At 51.2% G+C, this 23821-nt stretch carries 23 protein-coding genes, 1 pseudogene and 1 riboswitch; of the genes and pseudogenes, 8 read left to right on the top strand and 16 right to left on the bottom strand.

Annotated elements, in window-relative coordinates; genetic code table 11:
- Positions 1–48 precede the first annotated feature (48 nt).
- The 3 genes from HV229_RS08980 to HV229_RS08970 are packed head-to-tail and all read left to right on the top strand — an operon-like array spanning position 49 to position 3289.
- A complete protein-coding gene (locus tag HV229_RS08980) occupies positions 49–1326 on the top strand; it encodes a nucleoside permease (protein ID WP_016153674.1) in 1278 nt (425 codons plus the stop codon).
- Positions 1323–2327, top strand: coding sequence for an ADP-ribosylglycohydrolase family protein (locus HV229_RS08975; RefSeq protein WP_019077202.1), 1005 nt, complete (start codon positions 1323–1325; stop codon positions 2325–2327). Before HV229_RS08980 ends, HV229_RS08975 begins: the two co-directional genes overlap by 4 nt.
- Entirely contained in the window at positions 2324–3289 is a 966-nt protein-coding gene (locus tag HV229_RS08970; protein ID WP_053388838.1) for a PfkB family carbohydrate kinase, read from the top strand. The genes HV229_RS08975 and HV229_RS08970 overlap by 4 nt, the downstream gene beginning before the upstream one ends.
- On the opposite strand, the gene HV229_RS08965 is transcribed toward HV229_RS08970, so the two are convergent.
- From HV229_RS08965 to thiM, 3 genes are read right to left on the bottom strand one after another with little or no spacing between them, the layout of a single operon-like run.
- Entirely contained in the window at positions 3263–4009 is a 747-nt protein-coding gene (locus tag HV229_RS08965; RefSeq protein ID WP_016153677.1) for a GntR family transcriptional regulator, read from the bottom strand. The genes HV229_RS08970 and HV229_RS08965 overlap by 27 nt on opposite strands.
- Before the next feature lie 41 nt (positions 4010–4050).
- Complete coding sequence (gene thiD, locus HV229_RS08960) at positions 4051–4851, bottom strand: bifunctional hydroxymethylpyrimidine kinase/phosphomethylpyrimidine kinase (protein WP_181547312.1); 801 nt, start codon at positions 4849–4851, stop codon at positions 4051–4053.
- The gene (gene thiM / locus HV229_RS08955; protein ID WP_181547310.1) at positions 4848–5636 is read right to left on the bottom strand and encodes a hydroxyethylthiazole kinase; all 789 of its coding nucleotides are present in this window, start codon (positions 5634–5636) and stop codon (positions 4848–4850) included. Before thiM ends, thiD begins: the two co-directional genes overlap by 4 nt.
- 31 nt (positions 5637–5667) lie before the next feature.
- Positions 5668–5764: riboswitch (TPP riboswitch) on the bottom strand.
- 221 nt (positions 5765–5985) lie between these two features.
- On the opposite strand from thiM, the gene HV229_RS08950 reads away from it, so the two are divergent.
- The gene (locus HV229_RS08950) at positions 5986–6318 is read left to right on the top strand and encodes an RcnB family protein (protein ID WP_181547308.1); all 333 of its coding nucleotides are present in this window, start codon (positions 5986–5988) and stop codon (positions 6316–6318) included.
- 53 nt (positions 6319–6371) lie between these two features.
- Here HV229_RS08950 and HV229_RS08945 read toward each other — a convergent pair whose 3' ends face one another.
- The 6 genes and pseudogenes from HV229_RS08945 to apbC form a co-directional block, all read right to left on the bottom strand.
- Positions 6372–7355: a fimbrial protein gene (locus HV229_RS08945; protein ID WP_181547306.1), complete on the bottom strand. Its 984-nt coding sequence runs from the start codon at positions 7353–7355 to the stop codon at positions 6372–6374.
- A gap of 11 nt (positions 7356–7366) precedes the next feature.
- A pseudogene (locus tag HV229_RS08940) lies at positions 7367–9853 on the bottom strand (fimbrial biogenesis outer membrane usher protein).
- 13 nt (positions 9854–9866) lie between these two features.
- A complete protein-coding gene (locus tag HV229_RS08935; RefSeq protein WP_181547304.1) occupies positions 9867–10547 on the bottom strand; it encodes a fimbrial assembly chaperone in 681 nt (226 codons plus the stop codon).
- Between the two features lie 63 nt (positions 10548–10610).
- The gene (gene yehD, locus HV229_RS08930; RefSeq protein WP_016156961.1) at positions 10611–11150 is read right to left on the bottom strand and encodes a fimbrial protein YehD; all 540 of its coding nucleotides are present in this window, start codon (positions 11148–11150) and stop codon (positions 10611–10613) included.
- A 272-nt stretch (positions 11151–11422) separates the two neighbouring features.
- A complete protein-coding gene (locus HV229_RS08925) occupies positions 11423–11704 on the bottom strand; it encodes a DUF2574 family protein (protein ID WP_016153685.1) in 282 nt (93 codons plus the stop codon).
- 263 nt (positions 11705–11967) lie between these two features.
- Entirely contained in the window at positions 11968–13077 is a 1110-nt protein-coding gene (apbC, locus tag HV229_RS08920) for an iron-sulfur cluster carrier protein ApbC (protein ID WP_016153686.1), read from the bottom strand.
- Positions 13078–13241: 164 nt separating this feature from the next.
- Between apbC and metG the strand changes: the two genes are divergently transcribed.
- Both metG and HV229_RS08910 read left to right on the top strand, forming a co-directional pair.
- Positions 13242–15275 (top strand): methionine--tRNA ligase, encoded by a 2034-nt coding sequence (metG, locus tag HV229_RS08915; protein ID WP_016156963.1) that lies wholly within the window; start codon positions 13242–13244, stop codon positions 15273–15275.
- Positions 15276–15484: 209 nt separating this feature from the next.
- Positions 15485–15943 carry a YehR family lipoprotein gene (locus HV229_RS08910; RefSeq protein WP_016156964.1) on the top strand — a complete coding sequence of 153 codons (459 nt, stop codon included), beginning with the start codon at positions 15485–15487 and terminating at the stop codon, positions 15941–15943.
- 42 nt (positions 15944–15985) lie between these two features.
- On the opposite strand, the gene HV229_RS08905 is transcribed toward HV229_RS08910, so the two are convergent.
- From HV229_RS08905 to HV229_RS08895, 3 genes are read right to left on the bottom strand one after another with little or no spacing between them, the layout of a single operon-like run.
- The gene (locus tag HV229_RS08905; protein WP_181547302.1) at positions 15986–16456 is read right to left on the bottom strand and encodes a DUF1456 family protein; all 471 of its coding nucleotides are present in this window, start codon (positions 16454–16456) and stop codon (positions 15986–15988) included.
- 46 nt (positions 16457–16502) lie between these two features.
- Positions 16503–17222: a two-component system response regulator BtsR gene (gene btsR, locus HV229_RS08900; protein WP_016153690.1), complete on the bottom strand. Its 720-nt coding sequence runs from the start codon at positions 17220–17222 to the stop codon at positions 16503–16505.
- A complete protein-coding gene (locus tag HV229_RS08895; RefSeq protein ID WP_016153691.1) occupies positions 17219–18904 on the bottom strand; it encodes a sensor histidine kinase in 1686 nt (561 codons plus the stop codon). Before HV229_RS08895 ends, btsR begins: the two co-directional genes overlap by 4 nt.
- A 225-nt stretch (positions 18905–19129) precedes the next feature.
- Between HV229_RS08895 and mlrA the strand changes: the two genes are divergently transcribed.
- Both mlrA and HV229_RS08885 read left to right on the top strand, forming a co-directional pair.
- Entirely contained in the window at positions 19130–19861 is a 732-nt protein-coding gene (gene mlrA, locus HV229_RS08890) for an HTH-type transcriptional regulator MlrA (protein WP_016153692.1), read from the top strand.
- A 74-nt stretch (positions 19862–19935) separates the two neighbouring features.
- Complete coding sequence (locus HV229_RS08885; protein ID WP_003027354.1) at positions 19936–20043, top strand: protein YohO; 108 nt, start codon at positions 19936–19938, stop codon at positions 20041–20043.
- Here HV229_RS08885 and HV229_RS08880 read toward each other — a convergent pair.
- The 4 genes from HV229_RS08880 to HV229_RS08865 are packed head-to-tail and all read right to left on the bottom strand — an operon-like array spanning position 20024 to position 23778.
- On the bottom strand, positions 20024–20755 hold the full coding sequence (locus tag HV229_RS08880) for an ABC transporter permease (RefSeq protein WP_181547300.1): 732 nt from the start codon (positions 20753–20755) through the stop codon (positions 20024–20026). The two genes, HV229_RS08885 and HV229_RS08880, sit on opposite strands and share 20 nt — an antisense overlap.
- Positions 20739–21686, bottom strand: coding sequence for an ABC transporter ATP-binding protein (locus HV229_RS08875; RefSeq protein ID WP_016153694.1), 948 nt, complete (start codon positions 21684–21686; stop codon positions 20739–20741). The genes HV229_RS08880 and HV229_RS08875 overlap by 17 nt, the downstream gene beginning before the upstream one ends.
- Entirely contained in the window at positions 21679–22845 is a 1167-nt protein-coding gene (locus tag HV229_RS08870) for an ABC transporter permease (protein ID WP_276569465.1), read from the bottom strand. Before HV229_RS08870 ends, HV229_RS08875 begins: the two co-directional genes overlap by 8 nt.
- 15 nt (positions 22846–22860) lie before the next feature.
- Positions 22861–23778 carry an ABC transporter substrate-binding protein gene (locus HV229_RS08865; RefSeq protein ID WP_016153696.1) on the bottom strand — a complete coding sequence of 306 codons (918 nt, stop codon included), beginning with the start codon at positions 23776–23778 and terminating at the stop codon, positions 22861–22863.
- Between the last annotated feature and the right edge of the window lie 43 nt (positions 23779–23821).

The following is a 23821-nucleotide window of genomic DNA, read 5'->3' as shown; positions in this document are numbered from 1 at the left end:
CGAATGGTACTATCAGTGCGTACCTTACCTGTCATGAAGGATTTAAAGATGAAAACTACAGTTAAGCTGTCGTTCATGATGTTTGTAGAGTGGTTTATCTGGGGCGCCTGGTTTGTACCGCTGTGGCTGTGGCTGAGTAAAAGTGGCTTTAGCGCCGGGGAGATCGGCTGGTCCTACGCCTGTACCGCGATTGCTGCGATCCTGTCGCCCATCCTGGTTGGTTCTGTCACTGACCGTTTTTTCTCCGCGCAAAAAGTGCTAGCGGTGCTGATGTTCGTCGGCGCTATTTTGATGTACTTCGCCGCCCAGCAAACCACCTTCAGCGGATTTTTCCCGCTGTTACTGGCCTATTCGTTGACCTATATGCCGACGATTGCGCTGACCAACAGTATCGCTTTTGCCAACGTCAGTGACGTTGAGCGTGATTTCCCGCGCATCCGTGTGATGGGGACCATTGGCTGGATCGCCTCTGGTTTGGCCTGCGGTTTCTTACCGCAAATGCTTGGCTACAGTGACATATCCCCTACCAATATTCCTCTGCTAATCACTGCCGGAAGCTCGGCTCTGTTGGGCGTCTTTGCGTTCTTTTTACCGGATACGCCGCCGAAAAGTACCGGCAAAATGGATTTCAAGGTCATGCTGGGTCTGGATGCGCTGATCCTGCTGCGGGATAAGAACTTCCTCGTCTTTTTCTTTTGCTCCTTTCTGTTCGCGATGCCGCTGGCGTTCTATTACATCTTCGCCAACGGTTATCTGACAGAAGTCGGGATGAAAAACGCCACCGGCTGGATGACGCTGGGCCAGTTCTCTGAAATCTTCTTTATGCTGGCGCTACCGTTTTTCACCAAACGCTTTGGCATTAAAAAGGTATTGCTGCTTGGTCTTATTACTGCGGCTATCCGCTACGGATTTTTCGTTTACGGCGGCGCGGAAGAATATTTCACTTACGCTCTGCTGTTTCTCGGCATTCTGCTGCACGGCGTCAGTTACGACTTCTACTACGTCACAGCCTACATTTATGTCGATAAAAAAGCGCCAGTACATATGCGCACCGCGGCGCAAGGGCTTATCACCCTCTGCTGTCAGGGATTCGGTAGCCTGCTCGGTTATCGTCTGGGCGGCGTAATGATGGAAAAAATGTTTGCTTATCAGGAACCGGTGAATGGTCTTACCTTTAACTGGGCTGGCATGTGGGGATTTGGCGCGGTCATGATCGCCGTCATTGCCGTAATGTTTATGATTTTCTTTCGCGAGTCAGATAAAGAAATCACCGCCATTAAGGTGGACGATCGCGATGTAGCGTTGAAACAAGGGGAAGTAAAATGAAAGCAGAACGTATTCTCGGTGCTCTTTATGGGCAGGCGTTAGGGGATGCGATGGGTATGCCGTCGGAACTGTGGCCCAGAACCCGGGTTAAAGCCCATTTCGGTTGGATCGACCGTTTTTTACCCGGCCCTGCGGAGAATAATGCCGCCTGCTATTTTAACCAGGCGGAGTTCACTGATGACACCTCCATGGCGCTGTGTCTGGCTGATGCCCTGCTTGAGTGCGACGGAGAGATTGTACCCGACGTTATTGGCCGCAATATTCTGGCCTGGGCCGAACGTTTTGATGCTTTTAATAAAAACGTGCTCGGCCCGACCTCAAAAATTGCGCTAAAAGCCATTCGCGACGGCAAACCTGTCGCCGAACTGGAAAATAACGGCGTTACCAACGGAGCGGCAATGCGCGTTTCACCGCTGGGATGTCTGCTCCCCGCGCGCGATCTCGATGCCTTTATCGATGATGTGGCATTAGCCTCCAGCCCGACGCATAAATCGGATTTGGCTATCGCTGGCGCAGTGGTGGTCGCATGGGCGGTATCACGCGCTATCGACGGCGGAAAATGGTCAGAGATTGTCGACGCGCTGCCAGCCATTGCCCGGCATGCGCAGCAAAAAAGGATCACTACCTTTAGCGCATCGCTCTCTGCACGCCTTGAACTGGCGCTGAAAATTGTCCGTAACGCTGACGGCATTGAGTCTGCCTGCGAGCAGTTGTATCAGGTTGTAGGGGCCGGAACCAGCACCATTGAATCCGTGCCTTGCGCCATCGCTATGGTTGAGCTGGCGCAGACCGATCCTAACCGCTGCGCCATTCTGTGTGCGAACCTCGGGGGCGATACCGACACCATCGGGGCGATGGCAACCGCCATTTGTGGCGCGCTCCACGGCGTAAGTGCGATTAATCCGGCATTGAAACATGAGCTCGATGCGGTAAATCAGCTGGACTTTATCCGCTACGCCAGTGGATTGATGCGACTGCGCGAGCAGCGGGAGGCACTATGAGCACCACGCGTCTGCAACAACTTCTCCCGCAGTTACGCACACAGCGACCCGTTACGGTGGTGGGTGCGGCGGTGATTGATGTCATTGCCGATGCGTATGCCCTTCCCTGGCGCGGATGTGACATTGAACTCAAACAGCAAGGGGTGAACGTTGGCGGCTGCGCGCTCAATATTGCCGTAGCACTCAAGCGGTTAGGTATCGACGCCAGTAATGCTTTACCGCTGGGTCAGGGGGTGTGGGCCGATATTATCCGCAACCGGATGGCAAAAGAGGGACTGCACAGCCTGATCGATAACGCCGCAGGCGATAACGGCTGGTGCCTGGCTCTGGTCGAGCCGGATGGCGAACGTACCTTTATGTCCTTTAGTGGCGTCGAAAATCAGTGGAACGCTGACTGGCTGGCACAGCTGGAGATCCCACGTCACAGCCTGGTTTATCTCTCGGGCTATCAGTTAGCCTCTCCGTGTGGTGAGTTGCTGGTGCATTGGCTGGAAGAGCTGGAGGAAGTGACGCCGTTTATCGATTTTGGCCCACGCATCGGCGACATTCCCGAGCCCTTACTGGCAAGAATTATGGCCTGCCGTCCACTGGTATCGCTCAATCGGCAGGAGGCGGAAATTGCCGCCGAGCGGTTTGCATTAAGCCAGGATATAGAAGGTTTTGGCGCACAATGGGTGCAACGTTTTGCCACACCGGTGGTGGTACGCCACGATAAAGACGGTGCGTGGTATTTCAGCACGCAAACTTCCGGTTGCATACCGGCATTTGCGACAGCGGTCGTTGATACCATTGGCGCTGGTGACAGCCACGCTGGCGGCATGCTGGCGGGACTGGCGTCTGGCTGGTCGCTGGCTGACGCGGTACTGCTTGGAAACGCCGTGGCGTCCTGGGTGGTAGGGCATCGCGGGGGCGATTGCGCCCCTACGCGCGAGGCGTTACTCCTCGCACACAAACACGTATAGATCGCTTCGACAATAGCTGATGCTGTATTCAATAGGCCGTTGCTGCTGGTCAAGCGCTACCTGCTTGATCACCAGCACCGGCACTTTGCTGTCCATTTGAATGTGCGCCTGGAATTCTGCGTCAGGCATTCGGGCACTGACACGTGAGCGCGTGCGCTGCGGGAAAATATGCTGGCTGCGAAAATAGTCATACAGTGAAACGCCGATGGCATCCACGTCATGGATTAGATGGGCAGGAACCCATGACTCTTCAATAGAAACCGCATCTTCATCTACGTAGCGAATGCGCTTGAGCAAGAAGACGTCACTCCCCGTGGCAACAGCCAGTTGCTGCGCTACCTCTTCCGGGCAAGGCACAATCCGCTTGTTAACCCACAGCGTATCTGGTTTTTTACCGCGCAACACCACCTGCTGTGAAAAACCACGCGCTTCTTTTAGCGAATACTCGAAGATGTTGTTGATCTGCGTCCCGTAACCGCGGGCGCGCGTCACGACACCTTCTTCTTCCAGGGCCTGCATCGCCTTACGAACCGTAATTCGCGAAACGCCGGTCAACTGGCTGAGATCGCGCTCGCCGGGCAGGATGTTTCCATGCTCCAGAATCCCGCTGCGCACAGCGTTTTTCACCGTTTGCGCAAATTTCATATACAGCGGCGTGTTATCTGCCGCGGAAATACGTTCATTCAGTTGCGCGATAAGCTGGGTATGCGCTTGTTCCATTTATCTTTTTCCTGCAGCCGTTTCTGCAGCCAGTATACTCATTACCACCACGCGTGGAAATGATGCACCGGACCAATTCCCTCACCGACTTCCAGGGTGTCGGCCTGCGCCAATGCCGCTGAAAGCCACAACTTAGCTTCCTGCACTGTCTGTGCCCAGTTGTCATGGCGCGGACGCAGCGCCGCCAGTGCCGCCGATAGCGTACAGCCAGTACCGTGGGTATTTTTGGTCATCACCCTTGGCGCGGTAAAACGCTGCTCGCCATCACGGGTAAAGAGCCAGTCGGGGCTTTGCGCATCCTCCAGATGACCGCCTTTCATCAACACCGCCTCGCAACCCAGCGCCCGCAGCGCCCTTCCCTGCTCTAACATCTCCTGCTCAGTCTGCGCATGGGGAGCCCCGAGCAGCGCCGCAGCTTCGGGTAAATTTGGGGTGATAATCGAAACCTGCGGCAGCAAATGGGTACGCAGCGTTTCAACCGCCGAAGGAGACAGTAACGGATCGCCGCTTTTCGCCAGCATCACGGTATCCAGCACGACATTTTGCACCCGATGGCGACGCAAACGTTCGGCGACCGCTTCAACAATATCCGTTTCCGCCAGCATACCGATTTTAGTGGTGTCGATACGCACATCACTGAACACCGAATCCAGTTGTGCGGCGACAAAGTCAGGTTCAATGCGATACACCGACTGCACCCCGCGCGTATTTTGCGCCACCAACACCGTGATAACCGAGCAGCCGTAAGCGCCAAGCGCCGAGAACGTTTTTAAATCGGCCTGAATACCCGCACCACCGCTTGGATCGGTTCCGGCAATCGTTAATGCGTTAATCCGTTTCATAGTTGCTCCTGCGCGTTCAGGTTATAGAGGGCGTCGATAAATGCCGGGACAAAACTGCCCGGTCCGGTTGATTGTTGAGTGGCTATTTGTCCAGCCTGTTTCATCCAGCTACAGGCGGAGGCAACATTATCAAGCCGGTCACCGTGCAGGGCGCAACTGGCCGCAACGACCGCCGACAGTGCGCATCCGGTGCCCACCACGCGCGTCATCAACGGATCACCGCCGTTCACGCAGACGGTACGCTGACCATCGGTGACATAGTCAATTTCGCCGGTAACCACGACAATGGTCCCAACCTGACGAGCCAGTGCCTGCGCTGCGGGAAGCACAGCGGCTGCCGTATCGGTCGTATCCACGCCGCGTCCCCCGCCGTTCATACCCGCCAGAGCCAGTATTTCCGAAGCGTTGCCGCGGATAGCTGCAGGCTGTAGCGCCAACAAATCCAGACAGAAGCGACGACGAAACTCCAGCGCCCCCACGGCAACGGGATCGAGCGTCCACGGGGTTTTAGCAAGTTGTGCCCGCTCAACTGCGGCACGCATCGCCGTAGCCCGTTCCCGGGTTAAGGTGCCGACGTTAATCAGTAATGCACTGGCAATAGACGCGAACTGACTGGCTTCCTCGGGCTCGATTACCATTGCAGGTGATGCGCCCAGCGCCAGCAGCGTATTGGCCGTAAAGCTTTGCACGACCTCGTTGGTCATGCAGTGTGTGAGAGGGGAAAGCGTTCTAAATTGGTGTAAGGTGTGAGCCGCGAGTGTGCGGCTGTGCAGGTCAGGCTGCATGGTTCAGCTCCTGCCCGCGCGAAGAAGGGACACGAGCAGTGTCAGACTTCCCTACGCTGGCATTATCCAGATCAGGTGGTACGGGTATTTCTCAGCCCATCAGCGATGGGGCACCCCGAGTCGTTGAAACACAAGTTTCGGTAACAGAATACTGCCAACGCTTGATGATGTAAATTAGCGCAGCACCATGGCCCTCCACGAAATTACGGGGTAAGGTTGCAGCTAATCTGTACATTCATTTACACTTTTTACGAAATGACTGGCGTGATCACAAAAAAGTTCTTGTCAGATGCCCTATAAGCCAGGAATGATACACGACTGATGTTGATGACCCGAACAGGTAAAGAGGATGGGTATGAAGAATAAAATGTTGCTGGGTGCACTCCTGCTTGCAAGCAGCGTCGTCTGGGCCGCGCCGGCCGCAACAGCTGCTCCCACCGGAATTGATAAGTATGAGTTGAGCGGTTTCATCGCCGACTTTACCCATTTTAAACCTGGTGACACGGTCCCACCGCTGTACCGTACTGACGAATATGCGATTAAGCAATGGAACCAACGCAACCTGCCAGCCCCTACCGCCGGTACCCACTGGACCTACATGGGTGGTGCGTACGTCCTAATCAACAATGCTGACGGTAAGATCATTAAAGCCTACGACGGCGAGATTTTTTATCATCGTTAATAGAAAAAACACGTACTTTCAGCAAGAAAGTACGTGAAATACCCGCAAATCAATTAGTCATAAGATACTGCAAATATCACTTTACTTTGTATTTCACCAGGCAGTAATGATTCCCCTGTCACGCGAACATATTTCGCAGTGATAGGGAAAGTGTACTGATTACTGATTGCTTCCAGTTTGGTCATTCTGTTCATCAGATTATCCCCCTGTTTTAGGGGAGAAGTCGCGGTGCCATTATATATCTGGAACCCCACCCCTTTGGCGCCATTCGCTATCGTGTTTTTTAGTATTTTCCCGCTTTCATCCCAGTCACCGCGCACCACTTTAAAAGTGACGGGATTGGTAGTAACGTTATATATACTTTCGCAATTCAATACCAGATTTGTAGAACCCGATTTGGTATTATTAACCGTGAGCATCTCATTTAATGTTGTATCTGGCATTTTAATTTCATATCGGGGTAATGAAAACTGACACGTAGTGGGTTGATGCGTTACTGTAAAGCTTAAATTCTGTGTAAAAGCTGAATTACTCGATAAACGTCCGGTAACCCAGCAATAAAGATAAGCTAGCCAGTTTGAAGTACAAGAATTATCAGAGGTAATACTTACTGCCGGGTCGCTCAGACTAAACGCATCACCGGATACTGTCTGCTTAATAGTCCCTGAATTTACATATCTTGCTGAGATGGTGAAACTTTTGGTATCCAGTACTTCGCCGGCACTAACCGTTTTCTTACCAATACTTACTGGAAAATCATTGCTGGTCAGATTGATATTAATTAAAACCTTCTTGCCGCTGCTCCCCTGAATTGCAACAATGTAATCCTTGAGCGGTGTTGTATAATATAAGCTATCACTGTTAGCTGTACACACTATGTTGCCACTGGAACTGAGATTAATTTGATTTGTTGCTGTTCCAGATGTCATATCCAGATTAATTGTCGTTAACCCGCCATTTTTTGTCTGAAATGTACACCCGGCATCAGCACCAAAGGATGACAGCAGCAAAAATATCAAAAATACGTATCCTTTCATATCTTGCATCCTTATCGGCAAATATAGACTTTATTCTCATCAATCACCCTATCGAAGGTAATTGTACAGAACTGTCCCTGCTGTTTATTAACTGCAACACGTACCGACGCGGGAATATCGTTGGTGCGAATAAATAACCGGCTACCCTGCCCCACCAGGCCAACATTATTACCGATATCATCTTCCACTTCATAACCGAATGATAACGGAGAGCCGTCCGGACGCTCGGCCAGGAAGTACCAGGGTTTGCGCCGATCGGTTTCAAACTCCGTCATCACGACCGCACCGCGATAGGGTACTGTACCTTTTCGATTCCCCAGTAATGCCACATCGCTATTAGTGTCGGAAAGATCCAGCATCAGCATATTTTCACGGTACGGCGTCAGACTGTCGTAAACCGCGTAACCTTTACTGTTGGTCGTTAGGTAACGATGCCCTTGCACAGCCGCACCCTGTAACCCAGGCGCTTTAACAATGGCGAATGTATCTGAAAGCCGGGGAGTCAGAGCGACGCCCTCAGACCACACCACGATCCCCCCCTGAATATTGCCGCTGGCCTGTTGATACTTTTTCGATTGGCTGTAACTACTGCCTACAGTCGCCACTGGCGCGCGCCAGACCATGCTAACGCCCGCCGTTGTCTCGTTCCCCTGTCGTTGCTGACTGAGGTTGGCACCATAGCTGAATTGATCGCGATGACCCGTCACCCCGCTTAAGCTGGTGTTATTCGACTGAAAGCCGTCATTATCAAACGTCGTGGAATTAGAGACGAACAGATCGCGTCGAGGAGTGGAAATACCGTCCCCCCACGAGAACGGGATGGAGATATACAGGTTAAAACGCTTATCCTCGTGGTTGTCCTCATCGTACGTTTGACTCACGGCAACGGTATAGCTAACTCGCTGCCAGGCGTTAGAGTAGCTAAGTTGATAATCTTTGCCGTTTCCACTGCGTTGCCAATAGTCGCGCCACAGGCCACTGACCGCCAGGGATCCCCAGTTTTCGGGTAACGCTTGATTTATATTCAGTGAAAAACTGTTCTTGCGGCCAAAGTCGTTTTGATAGTAGTCCGCAATGTCATAAACATCGTTTTTATCGCGATTATAGTTATTTTTATTATTCGCCCACACGTAGTCATTAAAGGTACGATAATCCCGCGAGGAATAACGATAAGCTGCCAGTGCAAACTGCGTACCGGTCTGCGTGACATATTTGTTCCATGCAACCTGATAGCTCTGACCATCAAAAACATCACCATTATCCTGCTCGCTATGCGATCGCGTGGCGTCTACCGATACTGCGCCAATGGGGGTATTCCAGCCAGTCCCAAGCACAAATGAAGAATAGTTTTGCGACAGCATTGTACCGCTATAGACCGTTAGCAGATTGTTCAGACCATACTGATAACTCCCTTACAGGAAATCATACTGATTGCCAGCCCCTTCAATATGACTACGCCCTGCAGCAAAATCATATTTCGATACGCCCGACTGCAGCATATTTGGCACAGATGAAAAAGGCACCAGATAATGAGATATCGAACCGTTAGCCTCTTTCACACTGACATCTAAATCCGAACCGCCACCAGCGAGTTGTAAATCATCAATAGCAAATGGACCTGGTGGCACTTCTTTCTGGTAAATAACAAAACCATTTTGTTCGATGGTTACCAGGGCGTTGCTCTGGGCAATCCCACGAACTACAGGGGTAAAATTCTGTTTTGAGTTTGGTAACATTTGCATATCGCGCCAGATACGCACACCACGAAAACGTACGGCATCAAAAATATCAGCCCCGGTATACATGTCACCGGCGCGCAATGTACCAAGAATCGACGGAACACCACGTTCCACATATAACGTGTTGCTCTTCCATTTGCCGTTGCCCTCATTACCTTTCGTATAGTTGTCACTTGAATGCAACTGCCACCCCAGCAGGTTCAACCCGCTATTCAGGTTCACATAGCTGCTTTTATCATCACCACCGTGTTTATAATTACTGTAATACTGGCTGGCGTAATAAGAGGTATAAAAAGCGTTCACCCCGCGATCCCAGGTTTCAGGCGGCATATATCCTGGTTCATATTCAACCACATACGCCTGAGGCACGCTTAAATTTAGAATAAACTCCCCAATGTCATAACTAACACTGCCGCCCTGCACTGCTGCACGCAGCGGCACGCAGCCTTCTTGTTTATCCATTTTAATGTTCCCGGTGCGAATACCAATTTGCTGCAATTGTGCCCAGGGCAGACATGTCAGTTCGGGATCATCTTTAATATCAATATCGTACCGACCACGCCACTTATTATTAAGATAAACATCCATTTCATATATACCGGGCATTGGCTTATCGCCATCAATTTGATAGCGAGAGATTTTCTCACCATTCAAACCACCGATCATAAAGTGGGTATCAAACGTGTCTTCTTCAGCCCATACGGATGAAGCGGCCAACACCGACAGGATTGACAGTGTAATAGAATTTATCTTTGACATAATCAATCCTTGACTATCTTTCCGTTTTTATTTTTTCACTTAAGTAGTTTCCGTGATCATCAATAAGAGTAACCTTGTAATGATTAACGACAGCAGTGGTGGCGACCTTTTTATCTGACCACGGAGCAAGTAACACTGTCTCGCTGTTTATTTTTGAATTACCCACTAGTTCAGGAATAGTAATCCAGTTGGCAGAATTATTTTTGATATTAATGCCACCGCTGATATCTCTGACGCTTAAGCGAGAAAAGCTTTGTTCATCTACACCGGCGATACCCTGCGGGCGATATATAAATTTTATGCGATTCTGCATAGCAAATTTAATCATGTTCTTGCCTTCTGATTCCGCAGAATTAGGAGGAATATCTAACACATTCAGGAAAAAAAGACTTTCACGATCTTCCGGTAGCGTATTTGCCAATTGCTTAATTTTCAGTTGTTGACCAGAGCCTCCGCTGACCTTTGCCACCGGAGGGCTCATTACAAATGGTACGTGGATTTTTTCGGGTGGCAGACTGGTATCTCCGTCATCTATCCAGGATTGAACCAGCGAGCTGCGACTGCCTTCATTCATTAACTGCACGGTAATTTCTTTTTTCTGTGCCGGATAAATGACACGGGTGCCGTAAATGTATATGCCGCCCCACGCAGGCATTACTGTACCGGCCAGTAAAAACACGAGTATTTTTTTCATTATAATTATCCTTACTGCGGAAATAATCGGCGGCCGGAGCCGCCGACAAACAGGATAGTCATCTTAATCAGTAACAACAGTCATCGTCAGCGAAGAGGCCACATCACCAGCGGAGACATCGGCAGAACCAATTTTCGCGTAGCGTGCGCTAAAGTTCAGAGTATATTTATTGTCCGCAGTTTTAGTTAACTCAATACCTGTATCGGGGTTAACCTGTTTAGTAAAATCATCACCATAGTAAACGGTGAAGCCAGCACCATTATTTGCTGCGGTATTTCGTGTAATATATTTATTATTGCTGTCAAATTGAGAACTGGAGAAAGTAATTTTTGGTGCTTTACTTCCTGTACATTCAACCGTCAATGGCACGGTGGTTTTATTTGAGTATCCTTCATAAACACCACCAGCACTTAAGGCATTTAATCTGTCAGCACCAATTTGGTTCATACCAATGGTCGCAGTGGTATCCCCTGTAAATTTACAGGTGGTCCCTACTACTTTACCAGTAATAATCAGTTCACCCTGATCAGAATCAGCAGCAAAAGCCCCAGCGCTCATAACTACAGCGGACAGAACAGCAGCGGAAATAATTGAACGTTTCATCGTATATTCCTTAATAAATTAACTTCTATTGGTTAAGAGGACTTAACCTGTGAAATTAAATTCGCACACCAGAAACGTTACCGCAATGTAAACGCGTTGTTTTGTTGATTTAAAACAAATTGCAAAGAGCAATATAATAGAAACAAATCAGTCGATTTTTTTATTCTTTTAAATTAATAAATTTACGAGATTAACTGTCGGAATGAAATTCTTCAGAGAAATGGTCAGTCACTTATTATTCACAATAATAATGCATGGCTGATAAAAGACGTTTAATCGTAACGCGTCATCACAATTTGTCGTGTAGCGTCACCGGTGATAGTAACAATTTCAGTTACCGCACCTTTTGTTGGATTGGAAACACCCGCTCTGACGTTTGAAAAGGAAATGGCATTGCCACAGCGTTGCTGCACTTCGTTATTTACAACATCAGCGCTACAGGTGGGTTCAGTTACCCGACCATTGATATTCAGGGTGGCAGTATCTGTGGCGAAAGCAGAAGCGCTCATTCCATAAGCCAAAGTAATAACTCCCAAGAATAAATTTTTTTTCATTACGTTCATTATTCCTGTATCGGTTGGGAAACAGCACACAAGCCGTCTTTCCATAGATTATGGATTAACTGCCTCGCTAAGACTAATTGAGATTGTAGATTAATTCGACCAATTTGATCAATTTAAATGATGCATTGAGGGTGTTTATTCAGAAAAAGACATGAATTATACAGTCCGGATAAATAATTGAGTGAGATTTTTCATCCAATATATTCACTGCATCAATGAATTATTGATACAGTGAATATTTGTAACGCTATTAATTACACCGCGCGGAAAGCAATTTCACCCGGGATCACTTCCCCTTGCCAGTAGAGCTGGGCAGCGACACGTCCTGCCAGGTCGCGGTAAATGGCGGTAAATTCGCTGTCAGGACGGCTGATGACCGTCGGCGTACCACGATCCAGGTCTTCACGCAGAGAAATATGCAGCGGCATCTGTCCCAGCAGTTGGGTGTGATACTGCTCAGCCAGTTTCTGCGCGCCACCGGTGCCGAAGATTGGCTCGTGATGACCACAGTTGCTGCAAATATGCATACTCATATTCTCAACAATACCCAGCACTGGCACTTCGACTTTTTCGAACATCACGATGCCTTTTTTCGCATCGATCAGCGCGATGTCCTGCGGAGTGGTCACCACAACAGCACCCGTGACCGGAATGTTTTGCGCCAGCGTCAACTGGATATCACCCGTACCCGGCGGCATATCCAGTACCAGGTAATCAAGATCCGGCCATAAGGTTTCTTGCAGCATCTGCAGCAGGGCTTTGCTGGCCATCGGGCCACGCCACACCATCGCATTATCGTCAGTAACCAGATAACCAATAGAGTTTGTCGCCAGGCCGTGAGACATGATCGGCGCCATATGGGTACCGTCTGGAGAGGTTGGACGCTGGTTTTCCGCACCGAGCATCGTCGGGATTGACGGGCCATAAATATCGGCGTCCAGTATCCCTACCTTAGCCCCTTCCGCAGCCAGCGCCAGCGCCAGGTTCACGGCAGTAGAGGATTTACCCACGCCACCTTTACCCGAACTGACGGCGATGATGTTTTTTACACCATTAATGCCCGGCTGGTTTTTCACGCGTTTCAGCGTCGCAATGTTATGCGACAGTTTCCAGTCGATCGCTTTCGCACCAGTAATACGCAGCAGATCGGCGCTACATTGCTCTTTTAAGTCCTCAAACGCGCTCTGCCAGACAAACGGCATGACCAGCTCAACGTGCAACGTGTCATCCATCCAGGCGACGTGATGCAACGCTTTAAGCGTCGTCAGATTATGTTTCAGGGTTGAATGCTGAAAATTCGCCAGCGTCCCGGCAACCATCGCGCGCAGGGTCTCTGGTGATTTGGCCTGGGATTGTGCGTTCATCCCGACTCCTTTTTGTTGTTCTGAAAATACAATAGTCACCAGGTAGTTTACTCCAACCGCAACAATTATTCATTTACGGATAAATGCCCTTATCGCTTGGCGCAGTAATTACCATTTTGGTACTATCAAAGCCCTTTTCACTACAAAAGAAGTAATTGCCCACTATGACTCAAGTCGCGAAGAAAATTCTGGTAACGTGCGCGCTGCCGTACGCCAACGGCTCTATCCACCTCGGCCATATGCTGGAGCACATCCAGGCTGATGTCTGGGTCCGTTACCAGCGAATGCGCGGCCACCAGGTTAACTTCATCTGCGCGGACGACGCACACGGTACGCCAATCATGCTGAAAGCACAGCAGCTTGGGATCACGCCAGAGCAGATGATCGGTGAAATGAGTCAGGAGCATCAGACTGATTTTGCGGGTTTTGACATCAGCTATGACAACTACCACTCTACGCACAGCGAAGAGAACCGTGAGCTGTCTGAGCTGATTTATACGCGCCTGAAGGAGAACGGTTTTATTAAGAACCGTACTATCTCCCAGCTTTACGATCCGGAAAAAGGCATGTTCCTGCCGGACCGTTTCGTTAAAGGCACCTGCCCGAAATGTAAATCTCCGGATCAGTACGGCGATAACTGTGAAGTTTGCGGCGCAACCTACAGCCCGACCGAACTTATCGAGCCGAAATCCGTCGTTTCTGGCGCGACGCCGGTAATGCGCGACTCCGAACACTTCTTCTTTGACCTGCCGTCATTCAGCGAGATGCTGCAGGCCTGGACACGCAGCGGCGCGTTGCAGGAGCAGGTCGCCAACAAAATGCAGGAATGGTTCGAATCCGGCCTGCAGCAGTGGGATATTTCCCGCGATGCCCCATACTTTGGTTTTGAAATCCCGGATGCGCCAGGCAAGTACTTCTATGTCTGGCTTGATGCACCAATTGGCTATATGGGTTCGTTCAAAAACCTGTGTGATAAGCGCGGCGACACGACCAGTTTTGATGAGTATTGGAAGAAAGATTCCGACGCAGAGCTGTATCACTTCATCGGTAAAGACATCGTCTACTTCCATAGCCTGTTCTGGCCGGCAATGCTGGAAGGCAGCAACTTCCGCAAGCCGACCAACCTGTTCGTACACGGTTATGTGACGGTAAACGGTGCGAAGATGTCCAAATCTCGCGGTACCTTCATTAAGGCCAGCACCTGGCTGAAGCACTTTGACGCCGACAGCCTGCGCTACTACTACACGGCGAAGCTTTCTTCACGCATTGATGATATCGACCTGAACCTGGAAGACTTCGTTCAGCGTGTAAACGCCGATATCGTCAACAAAGTAGTCAACCTGGCATCACGTAACGCAGGCTTTATCAGCAAGCGTTTTGACGGCGTACTGGCTGCTGAACTGGCCGACCCGGCGTTGTATAAAACCTTCACTGACGCTGCTGCGGTGATTGGCGAAGCATGGGAAAGCCGTGAATTTGGTAAAGCTATCCGTGAAATCATGGCGCTGGCCGATGTGGCAAACCGCTACGTTGACGAACAGGCTCCGTGGGTCGTTGCTAAACAGGAAGGCCGCGATGCCGACCTGCAGGCGATCTGCTCCATGGGTATCAACCTGTTCCGCGTCCTGATGACTTACCTGAAACCGGTTCTGCCAACGCTTGCTGAACGTGTAGAAGCTTTCCTGAACAGCGAGCTGAGCTGGGATGCCATTAAGCAACCGCTGCTCGGTCACAAGGTCAACACCTTTAAGGCGCTCTACAATCGCATCGACATGAAACAAGTTGAAGCGCTGGTGGAAGCGTCGAAAGAAGAAGTGAAGGCCGCTGCCGCACCGGTAACCGGCCCGCTGGCGGATGACCCAATTCAGGAAACCATTACCTTTGACGATTTCGCCAAAGTTGACCTGCGCGTGGCATTGATTGAAAACGCCGAGTTTGTGGAAGGTTCTGACAAACTGCTGCGTCTGACGCTGGATCTCGGTGGCGAGAAGCGTAACGTCTTCTCTGGTATTCGTTCTGCCTATCCGGATCCGCAGACCCTGGTTGGACGTCAGACCATTATGGTTGCTAACCTGGCACCTCGTAAGATGCGCTTCGGCATTTCTGAAGGGATGGTCATGGCGGCAGGTCCTGGCGGGAAAGATATCTTCCTGTTAAGCCCGGACGAAGGCGCAAAACCTGGCCAACAGGTGAAATAAATCAGACATCTCGAGCGCTGCAACTGCAGCGCTTTTTTTTGCTGAGGGATTTACCTTTAATCTTAAACACACTCCCCCACTCCATTTTCGGACTGCTCAGCCATCGCTATTAGATTTATTCTATACTGCTCTGCTATTAAGGCCGCCCGGCCCCATCATATTCATTAGAATTATTATTTAGCTTTCGATATTCATAAAATGGAGTTTCCATGACAGCGTTACAAAAATTAGTTTCTCTCGCCGTGGCATCGGTTGTGGTTTTTTCCCTGGCGGGTTGTGGTGATAAAGAAGAAACGAAAACATTCAATGCCAATCTTAACGGTTCGGATATCACCGTCTCTTACACCTATAAAGGTGACAAAGTTCTGAAACAAAGCTCCGAAAGTAAAATCAGCTATGCATCTGTCGGCGCCAGCAATAAAGAGGAAGCCGCAAAAGTATTCGATGCGTTAAGCGCCAAATATCAAAATATTGCAGGTGTAGAAGAAAAGCTCACCTATACAGATACCTACGCGCAGGAAAATGTCACTATCGATATGGAAAAAGTCGATATAAAAGCGTTGCAGGCAATTTCCGGGATGAAGCTTTCTGAGAAAGCCGATAAAAATATCAGCATGAAGCAAATGCAAACGGTAATGGAATCGGCGGGTTTTAAAGAAGTGAAATAACATCCTGGCGACCCGATATTCATCGTGGTCGCCAGCGTCGTTTTACGCTTTCGTTTTATGCACTCGCGACGTCAAACCCCGCAGGAAATAACGCAGAAACTGATCGCCGCATTCGCGATAGTTCTTATGGTCCGGCGCGCGCATCATGGCGGTAATTTCCGGCATCGACACACGAAACTTCTGCTCGGTCATAATGGCCAGAATATCATCGGTTTTCAGCGAAAAGGCGATACGCAGCTTTTTCAGCAGCGTATTGTTGTTAACACGACGATCAAGCGCCAGTTCCGGCGCAGACTCGTCTTTACCACGCAGATGATAAATCAGACCGTTTAAAAATCCGGAGAGAATGATATCCGGGCAGCGAATAAACCCGGCTTCATCTTCTTTTGTCATCCAGGTATCAAAACCTGCGGAGGTGGATTCCATGTCAGCAAGCGCAAGAATACGCACCATGTCGTTATTGTTCGCTTTCAGAGTGTAGCGCAGGCTACGAAGAATATCGTTACTTAGCATAGAGCCTTCAACTGTCGGTGATGCAATGGCGCGCAGTGTATCAGTTTTACAGTCCAATCGCCTCTTTTAGACTTTTAAGATAACGGCGACTTACCGGAACTGTCAGCCCGTTGCGTAAAATCAGTTCGGCCTGACCGTTTTCTTCCAGACGGATCTCCCGCAATTGCGCCATATTCACCAGATACTGCCGATGGCAGCGCAGTAAAGGTGTACGGCTTTCCAGCGTTCTGAGCGTCAGTTCGGTGAAACCTTCTTTACCATCGCTGCTGGTCACATACACGCCGCTCATGCGGCTGCTGATAAACGCCACGTCATCCATTTGCAGCAGATAGATTCGGCTGTGGCCGCTGCACGGAATAAACTTCAGCGCCTGCTGATTCTCCGGCAGTAGCGATACATCCTGCTTCGTGCGCTCCTGACGCAAACGGCTCAGCGTTTTTTCCAGTCGCGCCTCTTCAATCGGTTTGAGAAGATAATCAAACGCGTGTTCTTCAAAAGCTTTCACCGCATATTCATCAAAGGCAGTAAGGAAAACAATATACGGACGATGCTCAGGATCAAGCATGCCAACCATTTCCAGACCGCTGATACGCGGCATCTGAATATCAAGGAACAGGACATCCGGACGCAGTTTATGTACCGCGCCGATGGCTTCCACCGCATTCGAACATTCGCCGACGATCTCGATGTCGCTTTGCGCCTGCAACAGGATCCGCAGATTCTCCCGCGCTAACGGTTCGTCATCGACAATCAGCACTTTGATCATGCCAGTTCCTCCAGAGGAAGTCGTAAAGTGATTCGGGTAAAGCGGTCAGGTTCACACGCTACGCTGATGCCAAAATCGTCGCCAAACCGCTCGCGCAGTCGTTTATCAACCAGATTCATACCCAATCCGCTGGCCTCAGACGTTGGCTGATACAACCCGGCGTTATCTTCAATATCCAGCATCAGATACTGCCCTTCGCGGCGGGCGGTAATCGACACTTCGCCGGTATCCAGTAGCTGAGAGGTACCGTGTTTAATGGCATTCTCCACAATAGGTTGTAGGGTAAAGGCAGGTAATTGCTGATACGAAAGCGCATCTGGCACCGTCAAAGTCACCTGCAGGCGCGACTGAAATCGCGCCTTTTCAATTTGCAGATAGGCGTTAACGTGCTCAATTTCATCAGCCAGCGTCACAATCTCCGACGGACGTTTTAAGTTTTTGCGAAAGAACGTCGACAGATACTGCACCAGTTGGCTGGCCTGCTCGCTATCACGTCGGATCACGGCTTTGATGGTGTTGAGCGCATTAAACAAAAAATGGGGATTCACCTGTGCATGCAGGAGTTTGATTTCCGACTGCGTGAGCATCGCTTTTTGCCGCTCATACTGCCCGGCCAGAATCTGCGCCGAAAGCAGTTGGGCGATCCCTTCCCCCAGCGTGCGGTTGATCGAGCTAAAGAGGCGGTTTTTAGCTTCATACAGTTTGATGGTTCCCATCACCCGCTGGTTTTCACCCCGCAAAGGGATCACCAGCGTCGAGCCTAATTTGCATTGCGGGTGCAAAGAGCAGCGGTAAGGGACTTCATTCCCATCGGCATACACCACCTCTCCGGTTTCTATCGCCCGTTGGGTGTACGACGACGAAATAGGTTTTCCGGGTAGATGGTGATCGTCACCAATGCCGGTAAATGCCAGCAGCTTCTCGCGGTCGGTAATTGCCACAGCACCGATATCCAGCTCTTCATACAGCACCTGAGCGACCTTCATGCTGTTAACCTCGTTAAACCCCTGGCGCAAAATACCCTCCGTTGAGGCGGCAACTTTGAGCGCAGTGGCGGAAAAAGCAGAGGTATATTTTTCAAACATCGCCCGTTTATCGAGCAAAATACGCATAAATAAGGCTGCACCCACGGTATTCGTCACCATCATCGGCGCGGCGATATTACTGACCAGCCGAAACGCATCGTCAAACGGCCGGGCGATTAACAAGATGATCAGCATCTGCACCAGTTCGGCGACAAAAGTAATGGCACCCGCGGTCAGTGGGCTAAAGACTTTATCGGTACGGCCACGACGGGTGAGCACGCTGTGCACCAGCCCGCCGAGCAAACCTTCGACAATGGTCGAAATCATGCAACTGAGCGCCGTCATTCCGCCCATTGAATAACGATGTAAGCCACCGGTTAGGCCGACCAAACCGCCGACCACTGGGCCGCCAAGCAGCCCGCCCATCACCGCGCCGATAGCACGGGTATTAGCAATAGAATCATCAATGTGCAGCCCGAAATAGGTGCCCAAAATGCAGAAAATGGAAAAGGTAACGTAGCAAAGCAGCTTGTGCGGGAGCCGGATCGTGACCTGCATCAGCGGGATAAACAAACGCGTTTTGCTCATGAGCCACGCGATAACGAGAAACACACACATCTGCTGAAGCAGCAGCAACACCAGATTAAACTCGTACATACCTGCCAACCACACATCACTTAAAAGCGCGTAACATACATGGGCTGCGCGTAACTTTCTTTGAAGTGTTGCAAAAAAAAAGGAATTTGTGAGAACGATCACTCGAAAGCGCGAGCATGACTACAAATTCACCCATTTGTTGATCAAAAAACAGACAAAACTACCTGGTTCGCAAAAGAGCGTCTAAAGTAAAACTGGGACCTCGCGAGCATAAGTGAGACGACGATGGCGCTTTACACAATAGGTGAAGTGGCTTTGCTTTGTGATATCAACCCTGTCACTTTACGCGCGTGGCAGAGGCGTTACGGATTACTGAAACCGCAGCGAACAGACGGCGGGCATCGCCTGTTTAACGACGCGGATATCGACCGGATCCGTGAGATAAAACGCTGGATAAATAACGGCGTTCAGGTCAGTAAGGTAAAAATGTTGCTCAGTAATGAGAACATTGATGTGCATAACGGCTGGCGCGAACAGCAAGAGACGCTGTTGAGCTATTTGCAAAGTAATAATCTGCATAGCCTCAGGATGTGGATCAAAGAGCGCGGTCAGGATTATCCCGCACAAACGCTCAACACCCATTTGTTCATTCCGTTACGCCGCCGCCTGCAATGTCAGCAGCCGATCCTGCAGGCGTTACTGGGGATCCTCGACGGTGTCCTCATCAACTACATCGCGATTTGTCTGGCCTCGGCGCGCAAGAAACAGGGTAAAGATGCCCTGGTTGTCGGCTGGAACATTCATGATACCACCCGCTTATGGCTGGAGGGTTGGGTTGCCAGCCAGCAGGGATGGCGCGTTGACGTCCTCGCCCACTCGCTAAACCAATTGCGACCGGAATTGTTTGAAGGCCGAACCTTACTGGTCTGGTGCGGCGAAAGCCAAACGCCCGCTCAGCAGCAACAACTGAACGAATGGCGCGCGTTAGGTCACGATATTTATCCACTCGGTATTTAAAGCCAACCAGGATCGGCTCTTAATATTCTGTTAACAAACGTGTACAATCCTTAGATTCACATAAGGAGTGCATAATGAGCGCAGCTAAAATCGGTGTCATTACCCTCTTCCTGCTGATGGCCATCGGCGGTATCGGCGGCGTCATGCTGGCAGGCTACACATTCATTTTACGTGCCGGGTAAGGTGGCTCGCTAATCGCTCAAACCCGCGGTCAACTATCACCGCAGCCAGCGCGACCAGCAGCGCCCCCTGAATCACATAGGCGGTATTGAACCCGCTCAGGCCGATGATAATCGGCGTGCCCAACGTGTTGGCCCCGACGGTTGAGGCTATCGTAGCGGTGCCGATATTAATAATCACCGACGTGCGAATTCCCGCCAGAATAACCGGTGCCGCCAGCGGCAACTCCACTTTCCGCAGCCGCTGGCCCTGACTCATGCCCATTCCGCTGGCAATATCCATCACGCTGGGAGAAATTCCGCCAAGTCCTGCCAGAGTTGCCTGCAAGATTGGTAACACGCCATACAAAATCAGCGCGATAATCGCGGGTTCAAGCCCAAACCCCATCACCGGTACGGCGATCGCCAGCACGGCGACCGGAGGAAATGTCTGCCCCACGGCGGCAATCGTTTCCACCATCGGCCTGAATTCCGCGCCCCAGGGCCGGGTTACCGCTATTCCCGCTCCGGAGCCAATAATGACGGCAATAAGGCTTGAAATCCCCACCAACGCAAAATGACTCAACGCCAGCGCCGTAAAACTTTCCTGCTGATACACGGGACGCGGCAGCGCCGGAAATAGCGAACTAAACAGGGCCTGACTGTGAGGCAATCCCACCAACAGGATCAGAAACAGCACAACAAGCCATAGCAATGGATCAGCAAGACGTTTCACGGGTCGGCGTCTCCGAAAGCAAATCGCGAAAATGAAGCGTCCCGCAGGGTAACCCCTGCGGCGTCACGACCGGCAAGACATCGCAGCCACGCGCCACGAACACCGACAATGCATCACGTAGCGTCATCTCATCCACCAGCGGCTCGCCGTCTGAGTGTTCGCCGCGACGGATAAAATCCCCTACCGTACGCAGTGACAACAGCCTTACGCCCAGTTCACTGCGGCCAAAAAAAGTTTGCACGAAATCATTCGCTGGCGCAGTGAGCATCGACAGCGGCGTGCCTTGCTTCACAACTTTTCCCGCATCCATCAAAATCAGATGCTCCGCCAGTCTCAGCGCCTCGTCGATATCATGCGTCACCAGCACAATGGTACGTCCCAACAAACGGTGGATACGCGTCATCTCCTGCTGCAGCGCGCCGCGGGTGACCGGGTCCAGCGCGCCAAAAGGCTCATCCATCAGTAGCACCTGCGGATCTGCCGCCAACGCACGCGCAACCCCAACCCGCTGCTGTTGTCCACCGGAAAGCTGATGCGGATAACGGTGACGTAAACTCGCCTCGAGGCCCAGCAGCGCCATTAGTTCATCTGTTCGGTCATCAATACGTGAACGTGACCACTTTTGCAGCTGCGGTACGGTGGCAATATTCTGCGCGACGGTCCAGTGGGGAAACAAACCAATAGACTGAATCGCGTACCCCATGCGCCGTCGTAACTCCAGCACCGGCAGGCTGCGGATCTCCTCCCCGGCGAAACGGATCTGCCCGCTGTCATGTTCAACCAGCCGGTTGATCATCTTTAGCGTGGTAGACTTGCCCGAACCTGACGTGCCAATTAATACCGAAAAGCTGCCCTCTCCTAACTGCAGGTTCAGGTCATCGACGGCTTTTTGCTGGCCATAGGTTTTACTGACATGGCGAAATTCAATCATTATTCGATACCTTTAGCAGCGCGATCCCTAAATCAAACAGTGCATCAATCAACACAGCCAGCACAACGACCGGGATCACGCCCAACAGCACTAAATCAACGGCGCTACTGAGCAATCCCTGAAAGACCAGCGCGCCAAATCCCCCTGCACCAATCAGCGCGGCTATCACCGCCATCCCCACCGTCTGGACCATCACCACTCGCAAACTGCGCAAGAAGACCGGCAGCGCCAGTGGAAACTGCACCGAGATAAACCGCTGACGCGCGCTCATCCCCATCGCCCGGGCGCTTTCAAGTACATCGCGTGGAACCTGATTCAACCCAGCCACTACGCCGCGAACCAGCGGTAAGAGCGCATACAGCACCAACGCAATAAGCGCAGGCGTCAGACCGGTTCCCGCTACGCCAAGCGAACCCAGCAAGGGAAAGTGCTTCACCAGTCCGGCAAGCGGCGCAATTAACAGGCCAAACAGCGCGACGGAGGGAATAGTCTGGATGATGTTCAGTACCGCGAATACCGGCCCCTGATGGGAGACAGAAAAAGTACACCAGACGCCCAGCGGCACGCCAATGAGCAGCGCGGGCACCACGGTAGCGAACAGAATCGTCAGATGCTGCGTCAGCGCGTCGTTAAAGACATCCTGGCGATTGGCATATTCTTTAAGCAGAGAAAGATCGTTAAACGTACCGGAGAGCAGTAACACCAGCGGCAAAATGAATATTTGTGCGTGCAATAACCAACGCCACGACGCCCGTTCGGTGATGCGACGAATGGCGTCACTGGCTGCCAGCAGCATCAGTCCCAGCCCTAACCAGAACCCGCTGCCCAGGCTGGTTCTGGCCAGCGGACTACCCGTCTGAGCCAGATACGTTGCCGTTGTGCCGGCGATGACCAGCGCCGCAATCACCAACAGTTGGCTAACGATAAGCGTCAATATATTGCCGGATTTTCCCGGTACAAAGCACAGAAGAAACAGCAGCACACAGGCCGCCGCTAATCCCCATGCCATGTCGGGTTGGATATCCCAGAGTTGACGCCCTTCACCGGAAACCAGGCGATTGGGAGCATAGCTAATGAAAGGAAGCGCTGCCGCCGCGATGGTAAGAAACACCAGCAGCAACAGCACCCGATTTACTGAAATATTCGACAAAACACCCACCTGCTGCAAACTCCGTTACTTCACCCATCCTTTTTGCTTCAGGTAGTCTGCTGCGACTTTTTTCGCATCCAGACCCTCCACGGCAATACTGGCATTCAGCCGTTGCAGCGTTTTTTCATCCAGGCTGGCAAATACTGGTTGTAGCCATTCTGCCATTTGCGGGTAGTCCTGCAGCACCGATTCACGCACAACGGGCGCTGGCGCATAAATGGGCTGCACGCCTTGCGGATCGCTTAATGTTTGCAGACCGAGCGCCGCAACCGGACCGTCGGTACCGTAGGCCATCGCCGCATTGACCCCAGAGGTCTGCTGCGCCGCTGCTTTAATCGTCACCGCGGTATCCCCCCCCGCCAGCGACAACAGCTGATTCTGATTCAGTTTGAAATCATAGGCTTTTTCAAAGGCAGGCAGCGCGTCAGCCCGTTCGATAAATTCCGCAGAGGCGGCAAGTTTGAACGTCCCCCCGTCTTTCAGGTAACGGCCTAAATCGGCAAGGGACTCAAGCTTATTCTTTTGCGCGACATCCTGGCGAACCGCAATGGTCCAGGTGTTGTTGGCGGGCGCAGGCGTTAGCCAGATCAGCTTATTTTGCTCTGCGTCCAGCTTTTTCACTTTGTCATAACCGGCCTGCGCATTTTTCCATGCAGGATCATTCTCATCTTTAAAAAAGAATGCGCCATTGCCGGTATATTCCGGATAAATATCCAGTTCACCAGAGGTGATTGCCCCACGCACCACCGGAGTGGTACCCAGCTGTACTTTATTAACGGTTTTCACGCCGTGACTTTCGAGCACCTGCAAAATAATGTTGCCGAGCAGCGCCCCTTCGGTATCTATTTTTGAACCGACCGTGACGGGTGACGCGGCCTGTAAGGGCAAGCTGATCGCGGCTAACAACGCCAGCGAACCTACCCAAACTTTTGAAATTATCATGCTGCACTCCTCATTCTTTTACGGCCCTTTTCAGAGACTTGAG

The organism is Citrobacter sp. RHBSTW-00524, assembly GCF_013747755.1.
GTDB lineage: Bacteria > Pseudomonadota > Gammaproteobacteria > Enterobacterales > Enterobacteriaceae > Citrobacter > Citrobacter braakii.
This window is presented reverse-complemented; position numbering and strand designations above follow the sequence as displayed.